Source organism: Lysinibacillus sp. NPDC097868, assembly GCF_044761135.1.
In the GTDB taxonomy this organism is placed as follows: domain Bacteria; phylum Bacillota; class Bacilli; order Bacillales_A; family Planococcaceae; genus Lysinibacillus.
Genome location: NZ_JBIWBS010000007.1, coordinates 18258 through 44097, shown reverse-complemented (window position 1 = coordinate 44097; position 25840 = coordinate 18258). Strand labels below are relative to the sequence as shown.

At 37.7% G+C, this 25840-nt stretch carries 24 protein-coding genes; 10 read left to right on the top strand and 14 right to left on the bottom strand.

Annotated elements, in window-relative coordinates; genetic code table 11:
• Window positions 1–236: 236 nt before the first annotated feature.
• From ACIQXJ_RS22530 to ACIQXJ_RS22500, 7 genes are read right to left on the bottom strand one after another with little or no spacing between them, the layout of a single operon-like run.
• Complete coding sequence (locus ACIQXJ_RS22530) at window positions 237–599, bottom strand: Na+/H+ antiporter subunit G (RefSeq protein WP_340821371.1); 363 nt, start codon at window positions 597–599, stop codon at window positions 237–239.
• Window positions 577–861, bottom strand: coding sequence for a Na(+)/H(+) antiporter subunit F1 (locus ACIQXJ_RS22525; protein WP_403057939.1), 285 nt, complete (start codon window positions 859–861; stop codon window positions 577–579). Before ACIQXJ_RS22525 ends, ACIQXJ_RS22530 begins: the two co-directional genes overlap by 23 nt.
• Entirely contained in the window at window positions 861–1343 is a 483-nt protein-coding gene (locus tag ACIQXJ_RS22520) for a Na+/H+ antiporter subunit E (protein WP_139860088.1), read from the bottom strand. Before ACIQXJ_RS22520 ends, ACIQXJ_RS22525 begins: the two co-directional genes overlap by 1 nt.
• A complete protein-coding gene (locus ACIQXJ_RS22515) occupies window positions 1343–2848 on the bottom strand; it encodes a Na+/H+ antiporter subunit D (RefSeq protein ID WP_403057942.1) in 1506 nt (501 codons plus the stop codon). The genes ACIQXJ_RS22520 and ACIQXJ_RS22515 overlap by 1 nt, the downstream gene beginning before the upstream one ends.
• The gene (locus ACIQXJ_RS22510) at window positions 2841–3179 is read right to left on the bottom strand and encodes a Na(+)/H(+) antiporter subunit C (RefSeq protein WP_139860092.1); all 339 of its coding nucleotides are present in this window, start codon (window positions 3177–3179) and stop codon (window positions 2841–2843) included. Before ACIQXJ_RS22510 ends, ACIQXJ_RS22515 begins: the two co-directional genes overlap by 8 nt.
• 3 nt (window positions 3180–3182) lie before the next feature.
• A complete protein-coding gene (locus tag ACIQXJ_RS22505) occupies window positions 3183–3605 on the bottom strand; it encodes a Na(+)/H(+) antiporter subunit B (RefSeq protein ID WP_403057945.1) in 423 nt (140 codons plus the stop codon).
• A complete protein-coding gene (locus tag ACIQXJ_RS22500) occupies window positions 3595–6006 on the bottom strand; it encodes a Na+/H+ antiporter subunit A (RefSeq protein WP_403057948.1) in 2412 nt (803 codons plus the stop codon). The genes ACIQXJ_RS22505 and ACIQXJ_RS22500 overlap by 11 nt, the downstream gene beginning before the upstream one ends.
• A 651-nt stretch (window positions 6007–6657) precedes the next feature.
• Between ACIQXJ_RS22500 and ACIQXJ_RS22495 the strand changes: the two genes are divergently transcribed.
• On the top strand, window positions 6658–7344 hold the full coding sequence (locus ACIQXJ_RS22495; RefSeq protein WP_403057951.1) for a histidine kinase: 687 nt from the start codon (window positions 6658–6660) through the stop codon (window positions 7342–7344).
• Between the two features lie 170 nt (window positions 7345–7514).
• Here ACIQXJ_RS22495 and ACIQXJ_RS22490 read toward each other — a convergent pair whose 3' ends face one another.
• Entirely contained in the window at window positions 7515–8720 is a 1206-nt protein-coding gene (locus ACIQXJ_RS22490; protein ID WP_401013902.1) for an MFS transporter, read from the bottom strand.
• A 115-nt stretch (window positions 8721–8835) separates the two neighbouring features.
• Here ACIQXJ_RS22490 and ACIQXJ_RS22485 point away from each other — a divergent pair, with 115 nt between their 5' ends.
• Complete coding sequence (locus ACIQXJ_RS22485) at window positions 8836–9561, top strand: YetF domain-containing protein (RefSeq protein WP_403057953.1); 726 nt, start codon at window positions 8836–8838, stop codon at window positions 9559–9561.
• Window positions 9562–9579: 18 nt separating this feature from the next.
• On the opposite strand, the gene ACIQXJ_RS22480 is transcribed toward ACIQXJ_RS22485, so the two are convergent.
• From ACIQXJ_RS22480 to ACIQXJ_RS22455, 6 genes are all read right to left on the bottom strand, one after another.
• Window positions 9580–10293: a CBS domain-containing protein gene (locus ACIQXJ_RS22480; RefSeq protein ID WP_403080891.1), complete on the bottom strand. Its 714-nt coding sequence runs from the start codon at window positions 10291–10293 to the stop codon at window positions 9580–9582.
• 441 nt (window positions 10294–10734) lie between these two features.
• Complete coding sequence (locus ACIQXJ_RS22475; protein ID WP_403057959.1) at window positions 10735–11517, bottom strand: ABC transporter permease; 783 nt, start codon at window positions 11515–11517, stop codon at window positions 10735–10737.
• Window positions 11514–12407 carry an ABC transporter ATP-binding protein gene (locus tag ACIQXJ_RS22470; protein WP_403057962.1) on the bottom strand — a complete coding sequence of 298 codons (894 nt, stop codon included), beginning with the start codon at window positions 12405–12407 and terminating at the stop codon, window positions 11514–11516. Before ACIQXJ_RS22470 ends, ACIQXJ_RS22475 begins: the two co-directional genes overlap by 4 nt.
• Window positions 12404–12604 (bottom strand): PLDc N-terminal domain-containing protein, encoded by a 201-nt coding sequence (locus tag ACIQXJ_RS22465; protein WP_403057965.1) that lies wholly within the window; start codon window positions 12602–12604, stop codon window positions 12404–12406. The genes ACIQXJ_RS22470 and ACIQXJ_RS22465 overlap by 4 nt, the downstream gene beginning before the upstream one ends.
• Before the next feature lie 358 nt (window positions 12605–12962).
• Complete coding sequence (locus tag ACIQXJ_RS22460; protein WP_403057968.1) at window positions 12963–13397, bottom strand: protein-tyrosine phosphatase family protein; 435 nt, start codon at window positions 13395–13397, stop codon at window positions 12963–12965.
• Window positions 13398–13415: 18 nt separating this feature from the next.
• A complete protein-coding gene (locus tag ACIQXJ_RS22455; RefSeq protein WP_403057971.1) occupies window positions 13416–14366 on the bottom strand; it encodes a carbohydrate kinase family protein in 951 nt (316 codons plus the stop codon).
• Between the two features lie 356 nt (window positions 14367–14722).
• On the opposite strand from ACIQXJ_RS22455, the gene ACIQXJ_RS22450 reads away from it, so the two are divergent.
• The 8 genes from ACIQXJ_RS22450 (at window position 14723) to ACIQXJ_RS22415 (ending at window position 25276) form a co-directional block, all read left to right on the top strand.
• On the top strand, window positions 14723–15286 hold the full coding sequence (locus ACIQXJ_RS22450) for a GNAT family N-acetyltransferase (protein WP_403057974.1): 564 nt from the start codon (window positions 14723–14725) through the stop codon (window positions 15284–15286).
• Between the two features lie 18 nt (window positions 15287–15304).
• A complete protein-coding gene (locus ACIQXJ_RS22445; RefSeq protein WP_403057977.1) occupies window positions 15305–16201 on the top strand; it encodes an EamA family transporter in 897 nt (298 codons plus the stop codon).
• 180 nt (window positions 16202–16381) lie between these two features.
• Window positions 16382–17488: an extracellular solute-binding protein gene (locus tag ACIQXJ_RS22440; RefSeq protein WP_403057980.1), complete on the top strand. Its 1107-nt coding sequence runs from the start codon at window positions 16382–16384 to the stop codon at window positions 17486–17488.
• 643 nt (window positions 17489–18131) lie between these two features.
• Window positions 18132–19919 (top strand): ABC transporter ATP-binding protein, encoded by a 1788-nt coding sequence (locus ACIQXJ_RS22435; protein WP_403057983.1) that lies wholly within the window; start codon window positions 18132–18134, stop codon window positions 19917–19919.
• Window positions 19920–19986: 67 nt separating this feature from the next.
• Window positions 19987–21057: an ABC transporter ATP-binding protein gene (locus ACIQXJ_RS22430; protein ID WP_403057986.1), complete on the top strand. Its 1071-nt coding sequence runs from the start codon at window positions 19987–19989 to the stop codon at window positions 21055–21057.
• A 12-nt stretch (window positions 21058–21069) separates the two neighbouring features.
• On the top strand, window positions 21070–22791 hold the full coding sequence (locus tag ACIQXJ_RS22425) for an ABC transporter permease (protein WP_403057989.1): 1722 nt from the start codon (window positions 21070–21072) through the stop codon (window positions 22789–22791).
• A 26-nt stretch (window positions 22792–22817) separates the two neighbouring features.
• Window positions 22818–24332, top strand: coding sequence for an argininosuccinate lyase (gene argH, locus ACIQXJ_RS22420; RefSeq protein ID WP_403057992.1), 1515 nt, complete (start codon window positions 22818–22820; stop codon window positions 24330–24332).
• Window positions 24329–25276: an N-acetylglucosamine kinase gene (locus tag ACIQXJ_RS22415; protein WP_403057995.1), complete on the top strand. Its 948-nt coding sequence runs from the start codon at window positions 24329–24331 to the stop codon at window positions 25274–25276. Before argH ends, ACIQXJ_RS22415 begins: the two co-directional genes overlap by 4 nt.
• Window positions 25277–25840 lie beyond the last annotated feature (564 nt).

Here is a 25840-nt window from a genome sequence, read left to right as displayed (position 1 = left end):
ACGCTGGACAAAATAAAAAAGAGTTAGATTGATTACAGTCAATCTAACTCTTTTCCATTTTTTAGTCTGCGGTGGATGCTTCAGTTGGAGTCAGCGGCTTACTACCATCAACCAATGTCATCTTCTTCATTTATCTATTGCAAAAGAAAGAATAGCTAAGATATTCTTTATAACAATTGAAAAAATTACCCATTCCTAAAGTAATGTCTCAGTGTCCTTACGAAAAGCTTCGCTATTTATTCGTCTTTGTCCATAAATAGCTTTGCTTTTAATTCATCTTCTCCTGATCCCTCTGCTAAAGGCACACGAGATCGATATGCAGCTCGACATATTAAATGCCCTGCTACTGGTGCTGTTACAAATACAAAGAGAATCCCTAAAATTAATCGAACGCTCACATAGCCGTCGTGTATCCAAAAGTAGACAAATGCACCTAACAAGCAGCTTAATACAGACAATGTTGAGCTTTTCGTCGCTGCATGTGACCGTGTATAGACATCAGGCAAGCGAATCATACCAAACGCACTAATAACACTAACGATAGAACCGACAAGTATTAGGATGACTGCCGCCCACTCAATCATTTGATTTACGTTCAACAATCACACCTCTTTCAATATATTTTGTAAAGGCGATTGTACCGATAAACGCCAATATACCCAAAATTAAAATTGCTTCTAAATATGCCTTAGTTTTTAAAACGATTGATACGATAGCTATTGCAGAGAGTAGATTGATACCTATCGTATCAAGCGCTATCGCACGATCAGGCATAGATGGGCCTTTTATGACACGATATAGCGACAACGCTATCGACACACTAAAAAACGCAAGTGCTACTAGTAAAACTTTTTCTACCATTAGCGTGTCACCTCCATAATCGCTTTTTCAAATTTCCCTATGGAGCGAACTACGGCGTCTTTTGATTGCTCTATATCCATCGCATGGATATAGAACATATCTCCATCCTCAGAAACCTCCATCACAACTGAACCAGGTGTCAGCGTTAACAATAGTGCAAGAGCTGTAATTTCCCAGTCTCCATTCAGTTCCGTTTTATACGTAAAAATGCCTGGTGTAATATTCAACTTAGGTGTTGTTATTTGTTTTAACACATTGTAGCTCGAGAGTAATAGCTCCCAGTTAAAAAGCCATAGTAGTTTAATAATAGAAAAAACACGGCGCAAATAAAATTGAGTACCGTAAAAACGATGCATTGCATACAAAATTCCAATACCAACGATAAAGCCCATTAAAAATGTGGAAAACTGGGGCGTGATTTCATCCTGTAGCAATAACCATAAAGTGGCAATAAATAAATTTAATATAAACTGCATAGCCATTACTTATTCACCTCACCTTGCCATTGTTCGCCGTTCAACACTGCGTCAATATAAATAGAGGGTGTGTGAAGCGTTTCTGCCGCATCCTTAACATACGGTGCCATCCACTCAGCACCAATGCCTAAAACGAGTGTGCAAACAGTTAGTAAAGTCAATGGTAACACTACCCGCTTCGGTAGTGGTTTTTCATCCTCAATACTAATAATGGTTTCACCAAAAAAGGAAGAAAGGAAAATGCGTAGTAGAGAGTAGAGAACTATTAAGCTAGAAAGGAAACCTAATCCTAGTAGCACAAAATTCCCTCCTTCAATAGCCCCTTGTCCAATTAACACTTTGCCTAAAAATCCACTTAATGGTGGAATTCCAGCGAGCGAACACATCATTATAAAGAATAGCCATCCGAAAAAGGGATAATTTCGAATCAGTCCACTCATTTTATCTATAATGGTTTCACCAGTTACGTAAATCATCATCCCTACCGCTAAAAACAGCATAGCTTTTACTACCATATCATGCATTAAATAGTACGTTACACCTTGCAGGGCAGACTCCGTACCGATAGCAAGTCCAGCAACAATAAAACCTACACCAATTAGGACATTGTAAGAAGCAATTGTCCTTACATCTCTGCCAGCAAGTGCGCCCATGCAACCAGCAATTATAGTTAATCCTGCCATTACACCGAGGATTGTATGTGTTACCTCTGTATTCGTTGTAAATAATAATGTAAATGTACGAACAAGTGCATATATACCAACTTTAGTTAATAGAGCGGCAAATAATGCAGCAATGGAAGTTGGTGGCACACTATATGAACCTGGTAACCAGAAGAATAGAAGTAAACCAGCTTTTAAGCTAAAAACAATCAGGAACACAAGTCCTACTGTTGTAATGAGTGGGTCAGCTCCAGCTTCCATAACACGTAAGGAAATATGGGCCATATTTAAAGTCCCGATCGTTCCATATAAAAATGCTAATGCCACTAAAAAAACCCATGAAGCAACAATATTAATAAGTACATATTTCAGCGCTTCTCGCAGCTGTATCTTCCCACCACCTAAGCTAATAAGTGCATAAGAGGCAAGTAGCATCACTTCAAAGCATACAAATAAATTAAAAATATCTCCTGTTAGAAACGACCCATTTACCCCCGCAACCATTAAGAGCACAAAAGGATAAAAATACATTTTTTCGTAGTGCTCGCCAATTGTGAAGATAGCGTATAATAAACAAATTGCTGCGACAATATTCGCTACTAAAACAAGTAGTACTGCAAAGGAATCGGCAACAAATAATATCCCGAATGGCGGTAACCAGCCACTAAAATCAATACGCATCACACCTTGTTGATGAACCTCTAACAAAAGTACGACACTTATGATTACAACGAAGCCAAATGTACACAGGCTCAGAATGCGTTGTAACAACACATTTTCTCTTAAAAACACTAACAAAATAGCCGTAATAACCGGCACGATTAATGGTAAAACGATCATATTACTCATCAGACGTACCTCTCAATTCATCAAATTCCCCGGTGCCATTTGTTTTATAGGCACGATAGCCGAGAACTAGCACAAATGCCGTCACTGCAAAGCTAATCACGATAGCCGTTAAAATCAATGCTTGTGGAAGCGCATCTGCGTATGGACCTGGCGATTCACCAATGAGTGGCACATCCCCTTTTTTCAGGCCCCCCATCGTTAAAATAAGTAAATGCGCAGCATGTGAAAGTACTGCTGTTCCTAGAATCACACGTAATAATTGCTTTGAGAGGATTAGGTACGTCGCTACAGCAACTAACACACCAATTAATATTAGTATTAAAGACTCCATTGGCTATTCATCCTCACTTATACTTAATATAATTGTCACAACAACACCGACAACTGTTAACGCCACGCCAGCTTCAAAAATAGTAACTGTCGAGAACCCCATTTTTCCAAAAATCGGCACATCGATATACGTATATGTTTGTGATAAAAATGGTACATCAAAAAACAGTGAACCGATGGCCGTACCTGTCGCTAATAATACGCCCAGTGCTGCTACCTTTTTAAAATCAAACGGCATCCCTTTGTGCACTGTTTCAATATCGTAAGCTAAATAAAGCAGTACTATGGCGGAAGCAAGCACGAGACCACCTATAAAGCCTCCACCAGGAGCATGGTGTCCTGCAAAGAATAAGTAAATACCAAGCGTTAAAATAGTAAATACGACAGCCTTTGTAATAGTACGTAAAATAACGTCATTAATTTTCATGGTCTGCCTCCTTCTTTCGTGGCTTGAGCTTTGTCAGCGTGTACACGCCTAAGCCAGCAATTAAAAGAACGACAACCTCTAACATCGTATCAAACGCACGAAAATCCCCTAAAATAGTGTTAACAATATTTGATCCGCCTGCTAAGTCATACGCATCATTAAAGTACAGCGCGACCGTCTCAAAGCGGTCATAGTGCACGACAGCTAAACCAACTAATGTCACCGTTGCACCTACAAAAATGGCAATAACAGCATTTGACAACTTCACTCTTTTGCGTGAGGTTTCAGGCATTAAATCCGGTAAATATTTAAAACACAACAGGAACAATGCTGTTGTCACGGATTCAACAACTAGTTGCGTAAGAGCCAAATCAGGTGCTCGGAAAATTACGAAGAAGAATGCGATTGAATAGCCGAGAACGCCGTTCAATAGCATAGCCGTGATTCGTCCCTTTGCGAAAATCATCCATATTGCAGCAAACATCATAACAAACACTAAAATGAGCTCATAGGACTCTACTGGTGAATCCTTTGCAAAATCAAATGCCATGGCATCAGACCATATAAAATATCCTGCAATGAGCGCGACAAAAAACACATAGATATAGACAAAATAATGTGTTAAATTGCCTGACATATAACGATTAGTGAACTTCATAGAGCCTTTTTCACTAAACTCTATAAGGCGATTATAGTAGGTATTAAACGTATAGTTTTGTGAAAAAACACGATATAGTGGCTTCCAGCTTTTTAATGTTTTAAATAAAATAATGCCGATAATTATTACGCCAATGGTCATTAACAATTCAGGATTAACACCGTGCCATGCATAAATATGTGGTGTTAATTCACTAGCAGATGGAAATGTTGGGTAAATACTAGCCATTGCAGGCTCTAAAATATAATGGCCAAGGACATTTGGAAAGAAGAAAATTGCCACTACTAATAAACAAAGTACTATTGGCGAAATGAGCATGCCAATCGGGGCTTCATGGGGTTTTTTATCCAACTTAGCAGGTTGCAATTTACCGAAAAATGTATGTGCAATTAAAATCATGCTGTAAACAAACGTAAAAATACTTGCGACCCATGCCACAATAGGGAATAAAACACCCCAACTATCCATAGAAAAGATATTGACCTCACGAATTTGTAACACTGCAGTAAAGAACATCTCCTTACTTAGGAAACCATTAAATGGAGGTAATCCCGCCATTGATAATCCGCCTATTACAGCTATCGTAAATGTCACCGGCATTAACGCCATTAAACCACCGAGACGACGTAAATCACGTGTTCCAACTTCATGGTCAACAATACCGACCATCATGAATAACGCACCTTTAAATGTGGAGTGATTAATAAGGTGGAACAATGCGGCAAAACTCGCTTGTGTATATATGATTGAACTTTCAGCATATCCAAAATAATGCCCTACGGAGCCAAGGCCAAATAAACTCATAATTAACCCAAGCTGACTAACTGTTGAAAACGCTAATAACGCCTTTAAGTCTGTTTGACGTACTGCATTGAAGGAGCCCCAGAACAATGTTAAAAGGCCAATTCCACTAACTAACCAGAACCAAATAGCCTCACCACCAAATACTGGAGAAAAACGCGCAACTAAATAAATCCCAGCTTTCACCATAGTAGCCGAGTGGAGGTAGGCACTAACAGGAGTTGGGGCCTCCATCGCATCAGGCAACCAAATATGAAAAGGAAATTGTGCGGATTTAGTAAAAGCACCTACTAAAATTAACAATAGCGCTGGAACAAATAGTGAATGTTCTCGTATTACCTCTACGTTAGCTACTATGTCGCGAATACTAAATGTTCCCGAAGCTACATATAGCATTAGGAAACCCGCAAGCATGGAAAGACCACCGAAAACAGTAATAGTCATTGCTTTTCGTGCACCAGCACGTGAAGCTTTACGATGATGCCAGAATGCAATTAACAAAAATGAAGACACACTTGTTAATTCCCAAAATGTATACAGCATCATTAAATTATCTGAAAAGACGACGCCGAGCATAGCGCCCATGAATAGTAATAAGTAGCAGTAAAAATGATGAAGAGATTCTTTCGTTGATAAATAAAAAATTGAATATAAAATAACTAAACTACCTACACCTGTAATCAGCAAACCAAAAATGATGCTGAGCCCGTCGAGATATGTCGTGAAGTTTATATCAAAAGAGGGAATCCACTCATATGTATGAATAAATGTTTTACCCTCGGCAATTTGAGGAATGTACCGTGCGAGTAAAATAAACAATATGATTGGAACGGATAAAACAAACCAGCCTAAATGTATAACACGCCTTAGTCGCCTATAAAGCAAAGGGATTAGAGCGGCACATACAAATGGTAAAAGTATCGCAATGAGAACTGTAACCAAATGAAAACCTCCTACAATCAAATTCGTCCAGCAAATTTGCGCCTGATATTTTGTATTTTTAGGCCTGCATGATACAGGTCAGTTAGCTGATAGTACATAAATGCATACTATAAACTAGCTCCTAAATTATTCCTTACAAAATCTTTGACATCCGCCGGTGCTTTAACGTTATTCAGCAGCGTTTGAATAACTACTGTAAAATACAAGCCTGCTATACCCCTTCTTGAAAGAAGGTACATAGTAGACAAAAAGTTGAATGAATATATCAGAAATCTTCTAAATTTGGATGTTTACCTGTACTAATCGATGTGGATAGCGAACATGTATCGAACCTTAGGCACTGGATAAATGTTTAATTGCATCAACACTTGACTATCTATTTAACTCACTGCATAATAATGTGGCATATGGAAGCTATCCATTTAAATGCACATTATGCATAAACAAAACAATCTTAGAACATGGCAATAAGCCGAATTCCTTAAGGGTTTCCCGTATATCGTCATTAACTTTTATTCACTTTAAAGTATACAATATAAATAAGCATAATGCACTGTAACAGCCTTCATTTTAGCTGTTTTAGGATAATTTTTTCATAATTTGCAGTACAAATAACAAAATAACAATAGGATAAAGAGGTGTATTTTTTTAATGAAGCATGTTAAAGGGAGATTAGACGAAAGTATTTTAGTTTGTGTCTACTATGGGCTAAATGGGGAACGCTTAATTCGTCGAGGTCATAAAATGGCCATGATGCTCGATTGCCCACTCTATATTCTTTCGGTCGATTCACAACCCCTCGATGCCTTTGATGCTGAGAAATCTAGTTACATCGAACAGTGGAAAGACCTAGCCGAAGAACTTGATGTTGAAAAATTCATTTTACTAGATAACGAAAAACGTCCTATCCAAAAGGTCATTGCTGAAGTAGCAAAAAATTACGGCATTTCTCAAATCATCGTCGGTCAAAGTGCACAAAGCCGTTGGGAAGAAATAACAAAGGGATCATTCCTGAATGTCCTATTAAAAGAGGTTCCTTTTGTAGATTTCCACATTGTAGCTGTCCAACGTCCAACTGAAGATGACACCTATGATACATACGAAAAAGGTGTACGTGCCTATTTGATTAAAGACCAGGACAATTTTAAAATAGCCTTTACTTGTCCACGGTATGTTTCAATTGAAGGTATTTTCTTCAAAGAAATTGGCACTGATTTTGATAATGGGATATTTAAATTTACTTACAACGATAAAATGCATGAAATCCATATTACTGAGGGCTTGGTAAATGATATAGAAAAGTTACCGGCAGAATTTACATCTCCATTACGGCAATAGTTTGTAATCACGCATTTAAAATGCTAATTACTACTACTTTTTGAGCAATATTGATTCTATTGCGGCGGTGACTAGATTGATGTGAAGGCAGGAAGCCGTTAAACGGCATTCTTCTCTTTTTAATTATAAACCTAGCCGACACGCCTCCAGTGTAGAGGCGTGTTTTTTTCTTACAAAGCAGATGCAGGTTTATCTTTCGGTAAGAAAAATGCTACTAGTAATAATAATGGCAGTAATGAAACAATCAACATTGTGAAATCAATACCTTTATGATCCATTAATACACCAATTACAATTGCTCCAATTGCCCCCATACCAAATGCAAAGCCAGTCGTTAACCCTGCCATTGTACCAATTTTAGTTGGTACAAGTTCTTGTGCATAAACAACTGTTACAGAGAAGCTAATCATAATTAATGTTCCGATAATAACTAAAAATATTGCTGCTGTCCATAACGGTACATATGGTAATGCTAAACAGAATGGCATTGGCACAACAACTGAAAGTAAAATTACATTTTTTCTACCGATACGATCTGATAATGATCCCCCAAAAAACGTGCCAACAACACCAAAAGCCATAAAAGTAAAAATCAAAATTTGTCCAAGTCGCAGACTAACATTATAATGATCCATTAAATAAAAAACATAAAAACTTGTTATATTCGTTGTATAAAATGATCGTGCAAAAATAATAGTAAATAATAATGTTAAAGCGATTCCCACTTGTTTCTTTGTCAGTGGTGGCAAAGATGATACTAAAGTTCGTTTTTTCTTTGATAGACGTTCTAGCTCCAATTGCTTTTTATACCATCCGGCAATCTTACTCAACAATATAATTCCTATCGTTGTCGCAATTAGCACAAAAGCTGCTCCACGCTGTCCGAAAATATCCAAAATGTAAGCACTGATTAATGGCGCAAGCGCTTGTCCAGAGTTCCCGCCAACTTGGTAAATTGATTGTGAAAGCCCTCTTTTAGAACCAGCTGCCATAAATGAAACGCGTGAACCTTCCGGGTGAAATATCGCTGAACCAAGTCCTAAAAATAATACAGCTATAATAATTACCCAGTATTGCGTTGTGAAAGCTAAAATGGCAATCCCTATAAATGAGCTAATCATTCCTATAGGTAAGGCATATGGCATTGGCTTTTTATCGCTGACATAGCCTACAACAGGTTGCAGAGCTGAGGCAAACATGTTTAATACAAATGAAATAAGCCCGATTTGCGTAAAGGTCAAACCGAGCTCACTCTTCAATATTGGAAACATCGCAGGTATAACTGATTGCATCGTATCGTTGATAAGATGGGCAACGGCAATAGCAATCATAATCGGAAAAACAGGGTTGTTAGAATTCTCTATTTGTTTGTTCATGCTATCACCACACTTCCTTAATTTTTCAAAATCCTAATTTATAAATGATTGTCGCATACAATTCCTTTTTTTGCACAAGCTATTTCTCGATAGCAGTTCTAAGGAGTTGATTTGTATGACTGTAGATGAATTTTTTCACGCTAATTTTTGGGAAATGATTATTAGAGCATCCCTTGCCTTTTTTGCACTACTTATTGTTACACGATTACTTGGCAAAAAACAGTTAGGTCAGCTTACATTTTTCCACTATACAACAGGTATCGCGTTTGGTTCCATCGCTGCAGAAATTGCTGCACATTCTGAGACACCTTTTTTAGAAGGACTCATAGCATTAATTTGGTGGAGCATTTTAACGTATCTCATGACCATTGTTACCATTAAATCTAAAAAAGCGCGCGTGCTGATTGACGATAAACCAACCATTGTCATTCAGAATGGTCTTATTTTAGAATCAGGACTAAAGAAAAATCGTTTGCACATGGATGAGTTAACGATGATGTTACGTGAACAATCTGTATTTTCCGTTCAGGATGTACAATACGCTTTATTAGAAACAACCGGCAATTTAAGCGTATTGCTGAAGCCAACAGAACAGCCCTCAACGAAACAAGATATAAAAGCCGATGTCACTCCTCCTACTTATTTACCAACAGAAGTAATATCCGATGGACAGCTTATTAAAGAAAATATTGTGGAACTTGAATTGACTGAAGATTGGGTAATGAAAAAGCTAAAAAAACAAAATGTCCAATCCTATGAAGATGTCTACTTTGCACAAGTTCAAGCGAATGGCTCCTTATACATTAGCCTAAAAGATAAAGCAAGACGATCAAGCCCTTAACAGCTTGTATCGTCTTGCCTATTCTATTTTCATAATATCTAACGGTGTAATTATGCCAATCAGCTTTTGCTGTGTTTTCCCATGTTCCGTAATCAATAACGCCTCAAAACGCTTTCCACTTTCCACACCCTGTTTAAATATTTCTTCCGCCTCATAAATCGTTATGTATCTACTCACAAATTTGTAATTCACTCTATTTTTTTCGTGCAATAATATATCATGCAATGTAGGAACGTGTTTCGGCACATGGTTGCCTCCCATTACAGATGCAAGCCAATTCGTAATACCAACAGTCGTCACAAGACCTTTAAATTGGTCTTTATTATAAACAGGAAACTGTGTAAACTTGCGTTGACGAATAACCTTTAATACATGCTTTAATGAATCATTTTCTTGGAATACAAGCACCCTTTTTCTAAACATTTGTCCCACTAGTGTGGGCTTTGCAAGAGTAGCGTCCATATATTCAATGCGCTCTACTACATCTACGTGTGGTTCTGCAATTACATACTCCATAGATGTACGATGATGGACAATCGCATTGCGTAAGTCTGCATAGGAGCGTAAATCATCCTCATATTTACGTACTAAAACGTCCTTTTTTTTCGCCTGGTCCACGAGACGGTAAAAAGGCATAAAATCTTTCGCACCGATAATATCCCTTAGCCGATGGTCGATTCGATTAAAGGCCGTGAGAAAGCGATCGGAATTTTGTGTAGCCAATCTTATCACCTACTCTCATAGCAAGATTTTATATTTTTCGAGTTATTTGACAAATCAGAAGTTATAGCTACATTATATTCCTAAGTTATGGATATTCCAAGAAAAGTTCGTACAACATGGTTCATCATACAAAATATAAAAAGCTGTTGCTTCAAAATATCTGACTTTCTAAAGCGGAAAAATCCACTTCGCTTTCCGCAGGCACGTTGTAAGCCGCAACCCTCGCTTGCGCGCGGTTTGTTGCGTCTTACATTGCGTGCGTTCCCGCAGGAGTCTTCGTGGATTTTTACTGGATATAAAAAACACCCTCCTAGCTGTGCCATTTGGACACATATAAGGGTGGTTCTGTATGTCGCTCTTATGCATATATCGGCTTCCTTTTGCGGAAAAATCCACTTCGCTTTCCGCAGGCACAGGGTAAGCCGCAGAAGTCTAAGTGGATTTTTCTTGTTATATTTTAGCCATTGAAGCGTTTTTCTTCATTGAAAAAACGCCGATAGTAATACAAACACATATAAGAACTACAGTAATAACTAGGCTCCACCAATAATCAGACATCTCCATTGTCTCACGTATTAGTTGAACACCATATAGCGGTAACTTCCACGGTGAAATTGTCCAAAATGTACCTACAAGCCCATCAATAATTTGGCCTACAAAAATTAAAATAAATGCGCATGTTGTTGCAACTACTGTTTTAAACATCGCACTCATCATGAGTGTTACTGCTAAAACAAATAACACCCATATAAAATACGTAAAAATACTTGCTAAAAGAGTCCCTACCTCAAATGTTCCATACAACACAACCGTATAATAAACACTTGCCGTAAATCCTGCTACTATACTTACAAAGCCTACTGTACTGACAACTAAAAACTTACTTATAAAAAATGCTCCAAATGAAATAGGTCGTACATACAATAAGGTAGCCAAACCATTTGAGCGTTCCTTACTAACAGATCCTACAAAAGAAGCCATAAGCACGAGTAACCCAATTAATTGAAACTGACTAATTGTAGCTAATATTAGATCTGCAGGTACTAATTCTGGCATCAACATTTCAAAACCTTCAGGCATATTGCCAACAGCCTCTAGAATATCCTTTATATAATAATTGGTTAGTGGTTCACTCATACCTAAAAGTGCGAAAACAAGCGGAATCCATAAAAACTTTCTACTGCGCCACGCGTCACGAAATTCTTTTTGAAGTAGTACGTTAAATCCATTCATGCTCTTTTCGCCACCTTCATGAAAATATCCTCTAGCGACGCCGTTTGACGTGCTACGTTTCGCACTAAATATGGATAAGCAGTAAGGCGTTCAAGTACTTGTTGCATGCTCGGTTCTTCATCTTGAATGTCGACGTAAACATAGCAACCGTTAACTGTACACTTAAATGTAGAGTGACTAATAAAATGCTGCGCTTCTTCCACCGTGCTAAATTCTACGACATAAGCTGGCTCATCAAAACGTTGGCGCACTTCTCGTAATGTTCCCTGTTCTACAAGTTGACCATTCCGCAAAAATAATAATTGGTCAGTCATTTCCTCAGCATCATTTAAAATATGTGTTGAATACAAAATTGTCGTCTCCTGCTGTAAACCTTTCAATAAATCAAGTACTTCTCTACGTCCAACAGGATCTAAAGCAGATACAGGTTCATCTAACAGCAGTAATTTAGGCTTATGAACAATTGCCTGGGAAATACCAAGACGTTGCTTCATCCCACCTGAAAACGTTGCAATTTTTTTATGAAGATCACTTCCTAAGCCTACAAATTCTAATGTTTTTTGAGCCTCTATCCTCGCCTTTTTAGCAGGTACACCGCTTAACTTTGCGGCCATTTCAGTAAACTCTAGCGCACTTAGCCAAGGCTGAAACTGCGGATATTGAGGTAAAAACCCAATATTTGTTCGTAAATCTCCACCCAACATTTTAACGCTACCTAAAGATGGCTTTAATAAGCCTGTTAACATCGATAAGGTCGTTGTCTTCCCTGCACCATTTGGTCCAATTAATGCTGTGGACGTGTGTTCTTCTAATGTAAAATCAATTGCATCCACTACTGTTTTTTCGGCAAAACGCTTCGTCAAACCCGTTACTTGTAGTAATGTTGTCATGATTGTTTTCTCCCAACGATAAAATACGCAACAGGTCCAAGTAGATTAATAAATAATATAATAAATACCCATAAAATTTTCGGTCCATTCGTTGCATGGATTTTTCGAAGATCAAATAAAGCAATAATCATTAAAATAATTTGTACTCCGATTATTGGCGCTATAACCGCCCAAGGGATTTTTGCTAACTCTTCCATTTAAAACACCTCGCCTTTTTGTTCTAACTTTACTATAACAACTTTGTTCTAATATGTATAGAACAAAATTCAAAAGCTAAATCATAACAAGGTATTTAGTTCCCTTCAAGTCGCTCTCCTTTTAGCAGTCACGGCGCAACCTTTTACTCGTGCTGTTCCTGTAGGAGAACACATTTTCTTCAAAAACCACCTTGTATAGCTGCTGCATAGTATGTGCTAGGCAACGCCAAGAAACTGTCCATACTCGTTTCCATAAATTTAAAAAAGCCCACCAAAGGACATGGCAGGCTACGTACTTCATATAGAATTGTTTCATAAAGACTTATTTACATACCGAGGTAACATGTTATTAATAGCATTACTTTTCGTACAACTTCTTTAAAGCAGTTGCCATATTTGGACGAATTAATACTTGTGAGCGTGCTTTTTTAACGGTTGATTCTGCTGACTCTAGCGAATTTACTAAGCCGAGTTCCATTAACACAGCAGTCGCTGCTACTCCAGCTCGTCCACCGCCACTACCACAGTGGAAATAAACCTTCTGCCCTGATTCATATGCAGAGACTATTTCTTTCGCTACTTTGTCAATAGAATGAGCTACTTCTGCTTCTTCATCAGCGATAGGCATATGGTTATAGTTATAGTGTGCTGCTTGCTGTTCTTGTGCTGTTAATCCATTCACTCGAACATCAATTACAACATCTACCTGCTCATTTACATAAGCAGCATCTGCATCTTGCGCACCACCAAAAAATAATCGATCTTTTACTAACACATCATAGTTTTTTTCCATCATGCACGCTCCGAACTTTTATTTCTCTAATAAATGTTTGATATCATCATAATAAGGTAGCGCGGTTAGTGCTCCTGCCTTCGTTGCCGCAAGGGCACCTAATCGATTGCCAAAGCTCACACAGCGTACTAGCTCTTCTACAGTTGTCGGTAAACCGTTGTAATGGACATCGCGTAATACACCGGCCATAAATGCATCTCCTGCACCCGTAGTGTCTACTGGGACAACCTTTTCAGTTGGTACATGGATAACTTCCCCATTTAATACGGCATATGTGCCCTCTTCACCAACTGTTACTAAAATAATCGGTACTAAGTAACTGTTTAACTGATCAATCCCATCTTCTAAATTAGTTGTCTCTGTTAAGAAAAATAATTCATCATCAGTTACTTTCAAAATATCTACATTCTCAAAAAATGAAGTAATGGTCTCCCTACAAACTTCTTCACTGCTCCAACGTAATGGGCGAATATTGGCATCCATTGCGATAATTGCACCTTTTTCCTTTGCCTTTTCGACAGCAGCTCTCGTAGTTGCTAAAGCAGTTGGATGAAACATTGTACCTGAGCACACAATTAATGCAGAAGCATGTTTAAAGGCAGCATCATCTAATTGAGTAGCATCAACTTGTAAATCTGGCGTCTCATCGACATAATCTTTGAAAATTCGCTCGCAAGCTTCAGTTAAATGCACGTAAACGCCACTTACCCGTTTTACAGGGTCAAATACCGCAAAGTCAAGGTTCACACCTTCTTGTGCAAGACCATCTCGAACAAATTGCGAACCTTCGTCATCTCCAGTAATCGTAATTAGTGCAGACGGAGCACCAATACGGCTAATGCCAGCAGCTACATTTACCGTTGCGCCACCCATATATTTAGTAAAAGATGTATTCGTTACATCATCAGCAATATAGTCAATAAAAGCATCTCCGTAGACTAAAATAAAATCCTTATCTTCCTTTGTCATTGTTGTCCCCCCGAAAATCTATTCATTATAGATTAACATGAAAGTTGATTTTCTATAAAGTTTTAAACTTTCGGAAAAATAATAAAAGTATTAGCACACACGGTTTTTTTCGACCTTAATCGCCAAATTTCGTTGAACAATTTTTATTCATATCGCTTAATAAAATGGTCATCCTAAGGAGGTCCTCAAAGAAAGCAACTGCACAAAAAGAATCAACAGCATTAGTCCTCTAATATTAAACGAACCGTAATAGTCTCTATACTTATTCTAAAAAAGTAAAGTAGTGAATATTTCAAAAGCTTGAGACATCATCTATCTTTGTTATACTTGCCTATAGAAAGGTAGGGATTTTGACAATGAGTATAACAATTCGACAAGCGCAACCTCAGGATGCTTATGCCGTTATTCCACTAATTATTGATGCGATTGGTGATATTGCCAACCGTTTAACAGGTGAACAAACAGCTTCAAAAGTTGAACAGGAACTGACAGTGCTCTTCAAACGTGAAGATAACAGACACTCTTATTTAAATACTTTTGTGGCGGTTGAAGGTGAACAAATATTAGGCACACTTGTTTACTACAATGGTGCACAGGCAATTCAAATGGATGCTAATCTCGTAAAATGGCTTGAAGAGAAAAATGCCCCTTCTATTACCATCGATAAAGAGGCTCATGAAGATGAATACTATATCGATACAGTTTGTGTTTCGCCAGAGGCTCGTGGTAAAGGAATCGGTACAATGTTAATTCAATTCGCTATCGAGCAAACGCAAAATCGAGGATTTACAAAGTTATCATTAAATGTAGAAACACAGAAAGAAGATGCTCGTCGCTTATATGAACGTATGGGCTTTGTCATTACTGAACCATGGTCCATCATAGACGAACCCTTTCATCATATGGTGAAACAGATTTAGGATGTGGAATAAATAAGCATGAAAACAAATTTAATTTACCCTCTATTGATAGTCATCGCTTCTAGTAGCTATGGCATTTTATCAACAATTGTCAAAGTAGCTATGCAGCATGGCTTTACAACATCAGAGGCAGTATCAAGCCAATATATTATTGGCTTTATGCTAGTCGCAACAATCTTTATCATAACGCAAAGACAACTACCGAAACTTTCAAAGAATGGCTTGCTTATTTTAGTCAGTGCAGGGATTTTCACAGGCATTACTGGTATTGTCTACGGGGAATCATTAAAATACTTACCTGCATCTCTTGCCGTCGTCATGCTCTTTCAATTTACATGGATTGGTTTATTGTTAGACTGCATATTCCATAAACGACTACCAAGTAGACCAGAAGTAATTTCGATAATCGTTTTATTTGCTGGTACTATTTTGGCAGCTGGTGTACTGAATGTCGATTTAAGTGGCATTGCAATACAAGGCTGGCTATTTGGGTTTGCTGCTGCATTTACCTTTGCATGCTTTATCCAATTTAACTCTCGCCCCGTGGAAGGGATTACAACAACATCAAGAGTTCTAATTGTTTCCTTTGTTGCACTTATTATGATCAGTATTTTCTTAAACCCTGAAATTGCATGGAACGGCAAATTGTTCACTGAAGGGCTATGGAAATTCGGACTAGCACTTGGACTTTTCGGTATTATCTTACCGATTTATTTATTTTCAATTGCAGTACCAAAGGTTGGTGGTGCACTGGCGTCTATATTAAGCGCCATCGAACTACCTGTTGCTGTAACTGTTTCCGTTATTGTATTGCACGAATCACTCACTTTATTACAAGTTGTAGGCATAATTCTCGTTATACTAGGCATGTTGCTGCCTAATATGCTTGCTAACCGAAAAATAACAGCTCCTTAAAAATGGGTTTAGCCATTTTTAAGGAGTTTTTATTTTTCATATATATCGTTGATAATCGTCATTTTTTTGGATTATGATAATAATAACGTTAGAATATTTTAATTATTCTAACATTAATACTTTATTTAAGTATTATACTGCACTATGTAAGCAACTCACTAAAGGAAGGGGAAGATGATTATGAAAAAAACACGTATTTTCGGATTTTTTCTTGTGCTGATGCTTATCGTTTTAGCTGCTTGTAGCAACACTGATGATAAAAATTCGTCAAAAGATGCCACAAACGGTGACAAAGCATCTGATTCAGAAAAAGCAGATGAAAGTACAACTCCATCTGGCAAACTGGTCATTTACACAGGACGTGATGAGGAAATGGTGCAAGGCGTAATCGATCAGTTTAATGAGAGGTACCCGGACATTGAAGTGGAATTTTTAACAATGGGTGCTCAGCAAATATTAGAGCGTCTACGCGGTGAAAAAGCAAATCCTCAGGCAGATTTCTGGTGGGGTGGTACACAATCTGCATTAATGGTTGGTGCTAACGAAGATTTACTACATGCTTGGCAACCGAGCTTTATCGGGACGATTGATGCAAACTATAAAGATCAAGATGGTCGCTGGTTCGGTGAAATGTTATTACCTGAAGTCATCATGATTAATAGTGACTTATTAACAAAAGAAACTGGCCCGCAAGATTGGGATGATTTATTAGATCCAAAGTGGAAAGATCAAATTTTAATTCGTGGTGTATTAGCTTCGGGAACAATGCGTACTATTTATTCCTCAATGATTGTTCGTCAAGATGCCACTACACCTGATAAGGGCTACGATTGGCTATTAAAATTAGATGCCAACACGAAAGAATATACACAAGACCCAAATGCACTTTATTTGAAGCTCACACGTCAAGAAGGCAGTGTTTCCTTATGGAATTTGCAAGATATTTTATTAAAGAAATATACAACTGATTATCCGTTCGATTACATTTATCCGAAGAGCGGTGCACCAATTTTAGTTGATGGTGTTGCCGTTGTTAACAATGCTAAAAACTTGGAGAATGCAAAATTGTTCGTAGAGTTTTTATTTGAAAAGGAAATGGTGACGAAATTAGCGAATGATTACTACCAAATTCCAACACGCTCCGACATCGATCAGGCGACAATGCCAGAATGGTACCAAGAATTAGACTTAAAAACATTTGATATTGATTGGCAACTAATGTCGGAAAAAGAAGCAGAATGGATGGAGCACTGGGATACGAATATTAAAGGTAGAGGGAATAAGTAGAGGAAAAAAATAGTGCCAGGCACTCAAACACTTCTCAAACAATTCCTTACCTATTCAGTAGATTGGAGTGGCGAGCGGTGACTCTCGCGGGAACAGCACAGAATGTAAGACGCAACAAACCGTGCGTTAGCGAGGGTTGCGGCTTACAGTGTGCCCGCGGAAAGCGTCCACACGCAACGTAAATCAACAGCAGTATTACACTATAATTTATTTTAGTAAACGGAAGTTTGCTAAAAATTTTTGACCTTGTCTAATTTTATAATAATTTGTTATTTCTGATTATTCAGTTTATAATAATTATAATTTAACCCTAAATAAAGGAGGATTTCATATAGTGGTTTATAGCAATGAATTTTATGAATCCTAAGCATTGGATTTAAAACTAAGTAATTTAATATCCTCTTTTAGAACTTATAAATGTAAATATTACATTATTTTTTATAATTTCTTAAAGGGGATTTTTTATTTTATCTCGAGATTTTCAACTTTTTACACCCTTTGTTAAATGAGGCACATTTCATTTAGGTTGCCTAAAAAACTCGTCCTTATTTCTTTGCAGTCCGTTGCCAATTGATTAATACACTTACGCTAAATTAAATAGGAATATAAGTAAAATATAGACTATATAATTAGGTGAAGAATCATGAATACAATCTACTCTTATTTCAAACTTACCCTAAAAACCTTCCCTCTTTTTTGGGGAGCTTCAAAGTTTTATTCTATTGTTTTGTTAATTATAATTCCATTTCAAGCAATACTACCCTCTCTTACTATTTGGTTTTCAAAAGGTTTAATTGATGCCATTTCTACTACCGACACTATCGTTTATTCTATAATCATATTCTTTGTAATATCTTGGATAATAGTATCATTTATGAATGCTATATTAGGTCCTATTGAAATGACCTTTCAAGGTTTAATGACTGATAAATTAATTGCCGATTTAAATAAATCCTTAATGGAAAAATCTTCGGATATAAAGGGACTATATTACTTCGAAAATCCAGAATTTTATGATGATATACAAATACTTGAGCAAGAAGCTGCATGGAGGCCAGTAAACCTCATCGTTTTTACTTCTGGCATGATTAGTAGTGTCATAACTGGCATTTCTATGTTGGTGCTATTGACGAACTTTAATATTTTGATTGCTTTCATTATTTTTGTTGCCATAGTTCCACAGGCTATCGTTACATATAAATTACAAAAAGAAGCATTTGAAACCCTTGTAATGAATAGTCAAGAAGCTAGAAAGATGCAATATTATAGCTCCGTAATGCTTTCGAAAGAACACATCAAAGAAGTGAAAATATATAACACGGCCGCCTTTTTTATTAATAAATATATGGTGACGTTCAATAAAATTCATACAGAAGTAAAAAAAATCAGATATAAACAAGCTATCTATTCAATAATATTTGTCGGAATTGGCATGGTCGCGATTGGTTTAAGCTTTTGGTGGGTGATCACTGGTGTACTTAATAACTCATTTACTGCAGGAGATATACTAATTTTCTCTTCTTCTGTTTTACTTGCACGGCAAAGTTTGGCGGGTTTTATCGAAAATTCGAGCTTACTATATGACACATTAATTTATATGGAAAAATATTTTAAATTCACATCGTTTCAATCAGATATAAAATCAGGCAAAGAGATTTTGTCCTTAGAAAAAAGTAATTTTACATTAGTTTTTAAAAATGTATCTTTTAAATACCCCAATTCTTCTAAATTTATACTTCATCACATCAATTTTTCTATAAACATGGGAGAAAGAATCGCACTTGTCGGCGAAAATGGTGCTGGGAAATCCACGATTGTTAAGCTGATTACAAGATTATATGAGCCAACCGAAGGAATAATCGAATTAAACGGCATTGATATTACAGAATATAATATTGATTCTTATCGTCAAATAATCGGTATTGTGTTTCAAGACTTTTCCCGTTATCAGTTAACTTTTAAAGAAAATATAATGATTAGTCATACGGAAAGTACTAGTGATTATGAAAGGTTAGCTAGCGTGTCTGAACAGTGCTCTCTTAATGATTTAGTTGCAAGTTTCGAGCAAGGGTATGAGCAAATTTTAAGTAAAAATTTTGATAACGGAACAGAACTGTCAGGCGGTGAATGGCAGAAGGTAGCAATTGCAAGAGCTTACTTCCGAAATGCAGCATTTCTCATTTTAGATGAGCCTTCAGCAGCTCTCGATGCAAGGAGTGAGCACCATATGATTGAAACATTAACTGACCTTTCAGCAACAAAAACATTATTATTAATCACGCATAAATTATCTGCTTTAAAAATGGTTGATCGAATCATTGTATTTCAACATGGGCAAATAATTGAAGAAGGTTCAATGCAAGAGTTATTGAATGAAAAAGGATATTTTTCAGAATTGTATCAATTACAGGCTAATAAGTATTCTACTTAGATTTTTATGTGCGGAAAGTGAATGCAATAGCATTCCCATCTTTTCAAAATAGAAAGGAGCATTTCATTTGAAAAATGTCAAAATCGAAAATGTCTCTAAGCAATTTGGGAAAGTACATGGTGTGAAAGATTTAAATCTCGATATTAAAACAGGTGAATTTTTTACTTTCCTCGGACCTAGTGGCTGCGGGAAAACGACCACATTACGAATGATTGCAGGATTTTATTACCCTACTGAAGGGAAAATTTATTTCGATGATCGTGATGTGACATTGCTTCAGCCAAACAAACGAAATATCGGTATGGTATTTCAAAATTACGCCCTTTTTCCGCATATGACTGTAGACGAAAATATTGCCTTTGGTTTACAAGTACGAAAGTTCTCAAAATTTGAGATAAAACAAAAAGTCGATCGAATTAGAGGACTCGTGCATCTTACACAATACGGAAATAGAAAAATTAATGAATTATCTGGCGGTCAGCAGCAACGCGTGGCATTGGCCAGAGCACTTGTCATTGAGCCCGATATTTTATTACTTGATGAGCCTTTGTCGAATTTAGACGCGAAATTACGAGAGGAAACGCGCATTGAAATCAAAAGAATTCAATCGGAGTTAGGCGTCACAACAATTTACGTAACGCACGATCAAATGGAAGCGATGGCTATGTCGGACCGCATTATGGTGATGGATAATGGATATGTGAAACAAATTGGCACACCTCAGGAGATTTATAATCGTCCATTAAACCGCTTCGTCGCTGATTTTATTGGGGAAACCAATTTAATTGAAGCGACAACAATGGCTATTCATGATGATGAAATACAAGTAAAAACGAAGAGCGGACTTGTGCTAACTGGGCGAAAGCAACACAGCTCCCCTAATTTAACGCATATGATTGGAGACAATGTGTTTATTTCGATTCGTCCAGAGACCGTCAATCAAGGTCCTGGAGAAAACACATTAACAGGAACCATTTCTTTTGTTGAATTTACAGGAATAAGCGTGAATTATATTGTCGATTTCATCGATTTCTCGTTGAAAGTCATGATAATTAATACAAACGCTCAGTTAAAAAATATTGGCGAAGACATTACATTAAATATAGCTCGTGAATCACTTTATTTTTTAGGAGAATAGGAGGCATACCATATGGAAAAACCACCTGTACAATCTTATCAAAATAATGCTTGGACACGGCTAACACAATCGAAATGGTTTGTTTATATATTAATATCACCATTGTTTTTAGTGTTGTTTGCCTATGTGATTTACCCTTTCTATCAAACGTTTCTTCAGAGCTTTTCAGAGGATAATGCACTTACTCATTATCAAAAGTTTTTTAGTCTCGCTAGCCCTGCGAATCTCGAGGCGCTCTGGACTAGTTTATATATATCTATTATTAGTGTTATTTGCTGTGCAATTGTTGGCGTTACAATGGCCTTTTTATTGGAACGCTATAATTTCCCTGGGAGACGGATACTATCCATTTTAGTATTAGTGCCAATGGCTCTTCCACCGCTTGTTGGCGTACTTTCATTTACTTTTCTTTACGGAGAGAGTGGAATTTTCCCACGTGCGATTCAACATTTTTTTGGACTACAACAAGTACCCTTTTCTTTAAAAGGCATATGGGGTGTAATCGTTGTACATACATTTACGATGTACACATACTTCTATTTAACCGCTTCGGCTGCTATTAAAGGATTGGATCCATCATTAGAGGAAGCTGCAACTAGTTTAGGCGCAGGGCGTATTCGTGTATGGACAAAGGTTATATTACCGATGCTAACACCTTCTATCATTGCATCTGCATTACTTGTATTTATGATATCTATGGCATCCTATACTGCGCCGTTAATGTTTGGTGTAGAACGAACAATGACCATGCAAATATACTTATCACGAACAAATGGTAATTTGGGGATGGCCGCTACACAATCAATGATTTTATCTTTTGTGTCCATTTCATTTTTAATCATTATGCGCTGGTACCAAAATCGGAGAAACTATCAAAATTTGAGTAAAGGAATTAGCGTTCATCGCTCTGAAGTATCCTCAAAATGGATGAAAATGATTGCTACAATTGCTTCCTTTGGCGGTACGCTTATTTTAATTTTACCAATATTAGTGCTTATTTTAATTTCCTTTTCAGTAGATGGTGCATGGAAAACTCAAATTCTCCCCACCGACTACACACTCGACCATTATATAGCGCTATTTACTGACGAACGAACATGGAGACCTATTTGGAACTCTATACAAATGGGCATCGTCGCAACGTTCGGTAATGTAATTTTCGGGGTTGCAGCTGCCTATGCGATGGTTCGCCTAAATTTTAAAGGTAAAACATTGCTTGATATTTTAATTATGGTTCCTTGGGCATTGCCTGGGACTGTAGTTGCTGTCAATTTAATTGCCGCCTTTAGTACTGAAAATATTTTCGCCTTTAACCAAGTACTTATCGGTACATTTTGGATTTTACCATTAGCTTATTTTATTAGACATTTACCACTCGTTTTTCGTTCCACATCAGCTTCCCTCGTACAATTAGATCAGTCTATCGAGGAGGCATCGCGAAGTCTAGGTGCAAATTGGTGGTATACGTTTAGACGTATCGTACTACCGCTTACTTTTTCGGGAATATTAGCTGGAACTCTGCTAGCACTTGTTCAAAGTTTAGGTGAGTTCGTAGCCTCTATTCTTATTTACAGTACTTCTACAATCCCGCTTTCTGTTGCTATATTTCAAAAATTATATGCCTTTAAATTTGGAACTGCATGTGCTTATGGCGTTTTACAGATTTTCTTAATATTAATTGTGCTCATTATTTCCGAAAAGCTATCAAAGGGCAGTGCTGGCACAGCCATCTAACTGTCATCCTATAGGAGGCCATTCATATGTTTGAAGATTTCCGCAACAAAATCCAGCAGGAGGATGGAATGACTTTCCCTTCAAATATTTATCGGAAAATTGTTTTGCAACCAGCTTATGACGAAGCGAAGAAAAACTTTTTAACGATTATGCTTCAAATTAATATTGCTCACTTAAAAATGTTAGAAGAACAAGGACTAGTAAAAAAAGAAGAAGCGAAACAAATTGCTATGGCGCTAAAAAAACTAGACTTGAACTATTATCGAATAGAAGATTATAGCCCGCAATACGAGGATTTATTTTTCCGCATTGAAAATAAACTAATAGAACTTGCTGGTGACGTTGCTGGAAATCTCCATATTGGTAGAAGTCGTAATGATATGGGTATCGCTATTTACCGAATGACATTGCGCAAGAAGTTATTAATGCTTATGGGGGAATTACTTAAATTACGTGGTGATTTAATTGCTTCAGCTGAGGAACATATCGATACAATTATGATTGGTTATACACATACGCAACAAGCACAACCAACCACTTTTGCACATTATTTAAAAGCCGTAATCGATCAACTCGATCGAGATTTTGAGCGCATGCAGCATTGCTATCAAACAGTTAATCGTAGTAGCATGGGAGCAGCTGCCTTAACGACTACAGGCTTTAACATTAGCCGTGAGCGCATGCGAGACTTATTAGCTTTCGATGAAATTATCGAAAATGCCTGGGATGCGGTTGCTGGTGCTGACTATATCTCTGAAGCAGCAAGTATTGTACAGCTTGCCGCCCTTAACCTCGGTCGTACATCTCAGGACTTTTTATTATGGGCTACACAGGAATTTAACGCATTTACACTAGCTAGCCCATACGTTCAAATTAGCTCGATTATGCCGCAAAAACGTAACCCTGTGTCCATTGAACATACACGCTCATTACTATCTGCAGTAGTCGGAGACGCTAGTACAGTTCTACAAATGGTACATAATACACCGTTTGGTGATATCGTAGACACAGAGGACGATATGCAACCATATTTATGGCGAGCTATAGATCGATTAATAGGTATTTACAAATTATTTGGCTCACTCGTTGTCACAATGGATGTAAACAAGAAGAAGCTCCGAAACCGCGCGGAAAACAGTTTTGCAAATGTAACAGAACTCGCTGATACATTAGTCCGCTCCGAAGATATTTCATTCCGCCAAGCCCATAGTATCGTCAGTAAGTGCATTAAAGTATTGCTTGCTCACGGTGAAGAATCGCTCGCTAGTCTGACATGGGGGCTAGCTAATACACAATCCAAGTTGGTTACTGGCAAACCTTTAATTATCTCTGAAGATGATTTCTATCACACCTTAAAACCCGAGTTTTTTGTAAGTGTACGAACATTATTAGGTGGTCCTTCGCCTGAAACAATGCGAGCATCAATTGAACGAGCAAAGGTAAAGGCAGACACCCTATTTGAATGGGTTCAGCAAAAGGAATCCGCCATTACGGAGGCGGAAAAGCAATTAATTTCGTTTATAGAGGAATGGGATCAATGAATGAATGGCTGTTAATTATTGATGGTGGTGCAACTAAAACGGCATGTGCAATCGTACATGCCGAGTCAGGTGAAATACAATATACAACATCTTTAGGAGGATCCAATTACCAGGCTATAGGAGTGGAGCCTGCTACGAATATATTACGAACATTATTAGCAAAAGCTCGTGTATTTTTACAAGCGCAAGCTAACTCAAAAATCGCTGTCGCCACGTTTGCTATGGCCGGGATTGATTCACCCAATGATCATAAAAATGTTACGGAAATTGTCCATGATGCAATTACAGCGGCACAGCTACATATCCAGACGCTTATTATCGAAAATGATGCTGAAGCTACCTTATTAGGTGTCACTGCTGGACAAGCAGGCGCACTACTCATAGCTGGAACTGGTGCAATTGCATATGCATTCGATGGTATCCATATCGCACGTTCTGGTGGCTGGGGCCATCGTGCAGGCGATGAAGGTAGTGGCTATTGGCTAGGGCAGGAAGTTCTACGAGCCATTTTTCGCATGGAGGATGGACGAGGAGAGGCGACGATATTAAAAGATGCCGTCTATAACTATTTACGTATTCAAGATGTCACGGAGCTAGCCGCATGGCTATTTCGCCCATCTTATACGAATGCACAATTAGCAAAAATGGGTGCATTTTTAGCCGATGCAGTTGCTAAGAAAGATGCTTGTGCTACTCATATTTCTATACAGGCTGCTCATGAGTTAGTGCTTCTCGCTTGTGCGGTACTAAAGAAAATTGGCTATCAAGGCGAGCCATTTCACTTTTATTGTAATGGTGGTGCTATAAAGCATAACCCGCTAATTTTAAAAACATTTTCCCAGGAAATGACCTCAATGTACCCACAAATTCAAGTTTCTTTGTGTCAGCAGCAGCCTATACATTACATTATTAATCGAACAAAAAGGGCGTTTGACAATCGTTAATGTCATACGCCTTTTTTGTGGATTTACTAACGTGTTCAGTTGATTGGAGCGGAAATCAACGGTAGTAGTCATCTATATTTATTTTATATAAAACAAGACTGTAACTATAGGCGATATAGCCCTAGCTTTTGGGGTTTATCCTCTTCGTGGTCATTAAATAGAATATATTTACCAAGGCATTCAGTTGATTTGAGCGGAGGGCGGCGACTCCTGCGGGAACGCACAAAACGTAAGACGCAACAATCCGCGCGACAGCGAGGGTTGCGGCTTACAATGTGCCCGCGGAAAGCGTCCGCCCATAGCGGAAATCAACGGTAGTAGTCATCTATATTTATTTTATATAAAACAAGACTGTAACTATAGGCGATATAGCCCTAGCTTTTGGGATTTACTCTCTTCGTGGTCATTAAATAGAATATATTTACCAAGACATTCAGTTGATTGGAGCGGAGGGCGGCGACTCCTGGGGGAACGCACAAAACGTAAGACGCAACAATCCGCGCGACAGCGAGGGTTGCGGCTTACAATGTGCCCGCGGAAAGCGTCCGCCCATAGCGGAAATCA

Coding starts and splice junctions, on each gene's coding strand:
- ACIQXJ_RS22525 (WP_403057939.1), bottom strand. CDS start 861: ATGGTAGAAAAAGTTTTACTAGTAGCACTTGCGTTTTTTAGTGTGTCG.
- ACIQXJ_RS22520 (WP_139860088.1), bottom strand. CDS start 1,343: ATGGCTATGCAGTTTATATTAAATTTATTTATTGCCACTTTATGGTTA.
- ACIQXJ_RS22515 (WP_403057942.1), bottom strand. CDS start 2,848: ATGAGTAATATGATCGTTTTACCATTAATCGTGCCGGTTATTACGGCT.
- ACIQXJ_RS22510 (WP_139860092.1), bottom strand. CDS start 3,179: ATGGAGTCTTTAATACTAATATTAATTGGTGTGTTAGTTGCTGTAGCG.
- ACIQXJ_RS22505 (WP_403057945.1), bottom strand. CDS start 3,605: ATGAAAATTAATGACGTTATTTTACGTACTATTACAAAGGCTGTCGTA.
- ACIQXJ_RS22495 (WP_403057951.1), top strand. CDS start 6,658: ATGAAGCATGTTAAAGGGAGATTAGACGAAAGTATTTTAGTTTGTGTC.
- ACIQXJ_RS22490 (WP_401013902.1), bottom strand. CDS start 8,720: ATGAACAAACAAATAGAGAATTCTAACAACCCTGTTTTTCCGATTATG.
- ACIQXJ_RS22485 (WP_403057953.1), top strand. CDS start 8,836: ATGACTGTAGATGAATTTTTTCACGCTAATTTTTGGGAAATGATTATT.
- ACIQXJ_RS22475 (WP_403057959.1), bottom strand. CDS start 11,517: ATGAATGGATTTAACGTACTACTTCAAAAAGAATTTCGTGACGCGTGG.
- ACIQXJ_RS22470 (WP_403057962.1), bottom strand. CDS start 12,407: ATGACAACATTACTACAAGTAACGGGTTTGACGAAGCGTTTTGCCGAA.
- ACIQXJ_RS22465 (WP_403057965.1), bottom strand. CDS start 12,604: ATGGAAGAGTTAGCAAAAATCCCTTGGGCGGTTATAGCGCCAATAATC.
- ACIQXJ_RS22460 (WP_403057968.1), bottom strand. CDS start 13,397: ATGGAAAAAAACTATGATGTGTTAGTAAAAGATCGATTATTTTTTGGT.
- ACIQXJ_RS22455 (WP_403057971.1), bottom strand. CDS start 14,366: ATGACAAAGGAAGATAAGGATTTTATTTTAGTCTACGGAGATGCTTTT.
- ACIQXJ_RS22450 (WP_403057974.1), top strand. CDS start 14,723: ATGAGTATAACAATTCGACAAGCGCAACCTCAGGATGCTTATGCCGTT.
- ACIQXJ_RS22445 (WP_403057977.1), top strand. CDS start 15,305: ATGAAAACAAATTTAATTTACCCTCTATTGATAGTCATCGCTTCTAGT.
- ACIQXJ_RS22440 (WP_403057980.1), top strand. CDS start 16,382: ATGAAAAAAACACGTATTTTCGGATTTTTTCTTGTGCTGATGCTTATC.
- ACIQXJ_RS22435 (WP_403057983.1), top strand. CDS start 18,132: ATGAATACAATCTACTCTTATTTCAAACTTACCCTAAAAACCTTCCCT.
- ACIQXJ_RS22425 (WP_403057989.1), top strand. CDS start 21,070: ATGGAAAAACCACCTGTACAATCTTATCAAAATAATGCTTGGACACGG.
- argH (WP_403057992.1), top strand. CDS start 22,818: ATGTTTGAAGATTTCCGCAACAAAATCCAGCAGGAGGATGGAATGACT.
- ACIQXJ_RS22415 (WP_403057995.1), top strand. CDS start 24,329: ATGAATGAATGGCTGTTAATTATTGATGGTGGTGCAACTAAAACGGCA.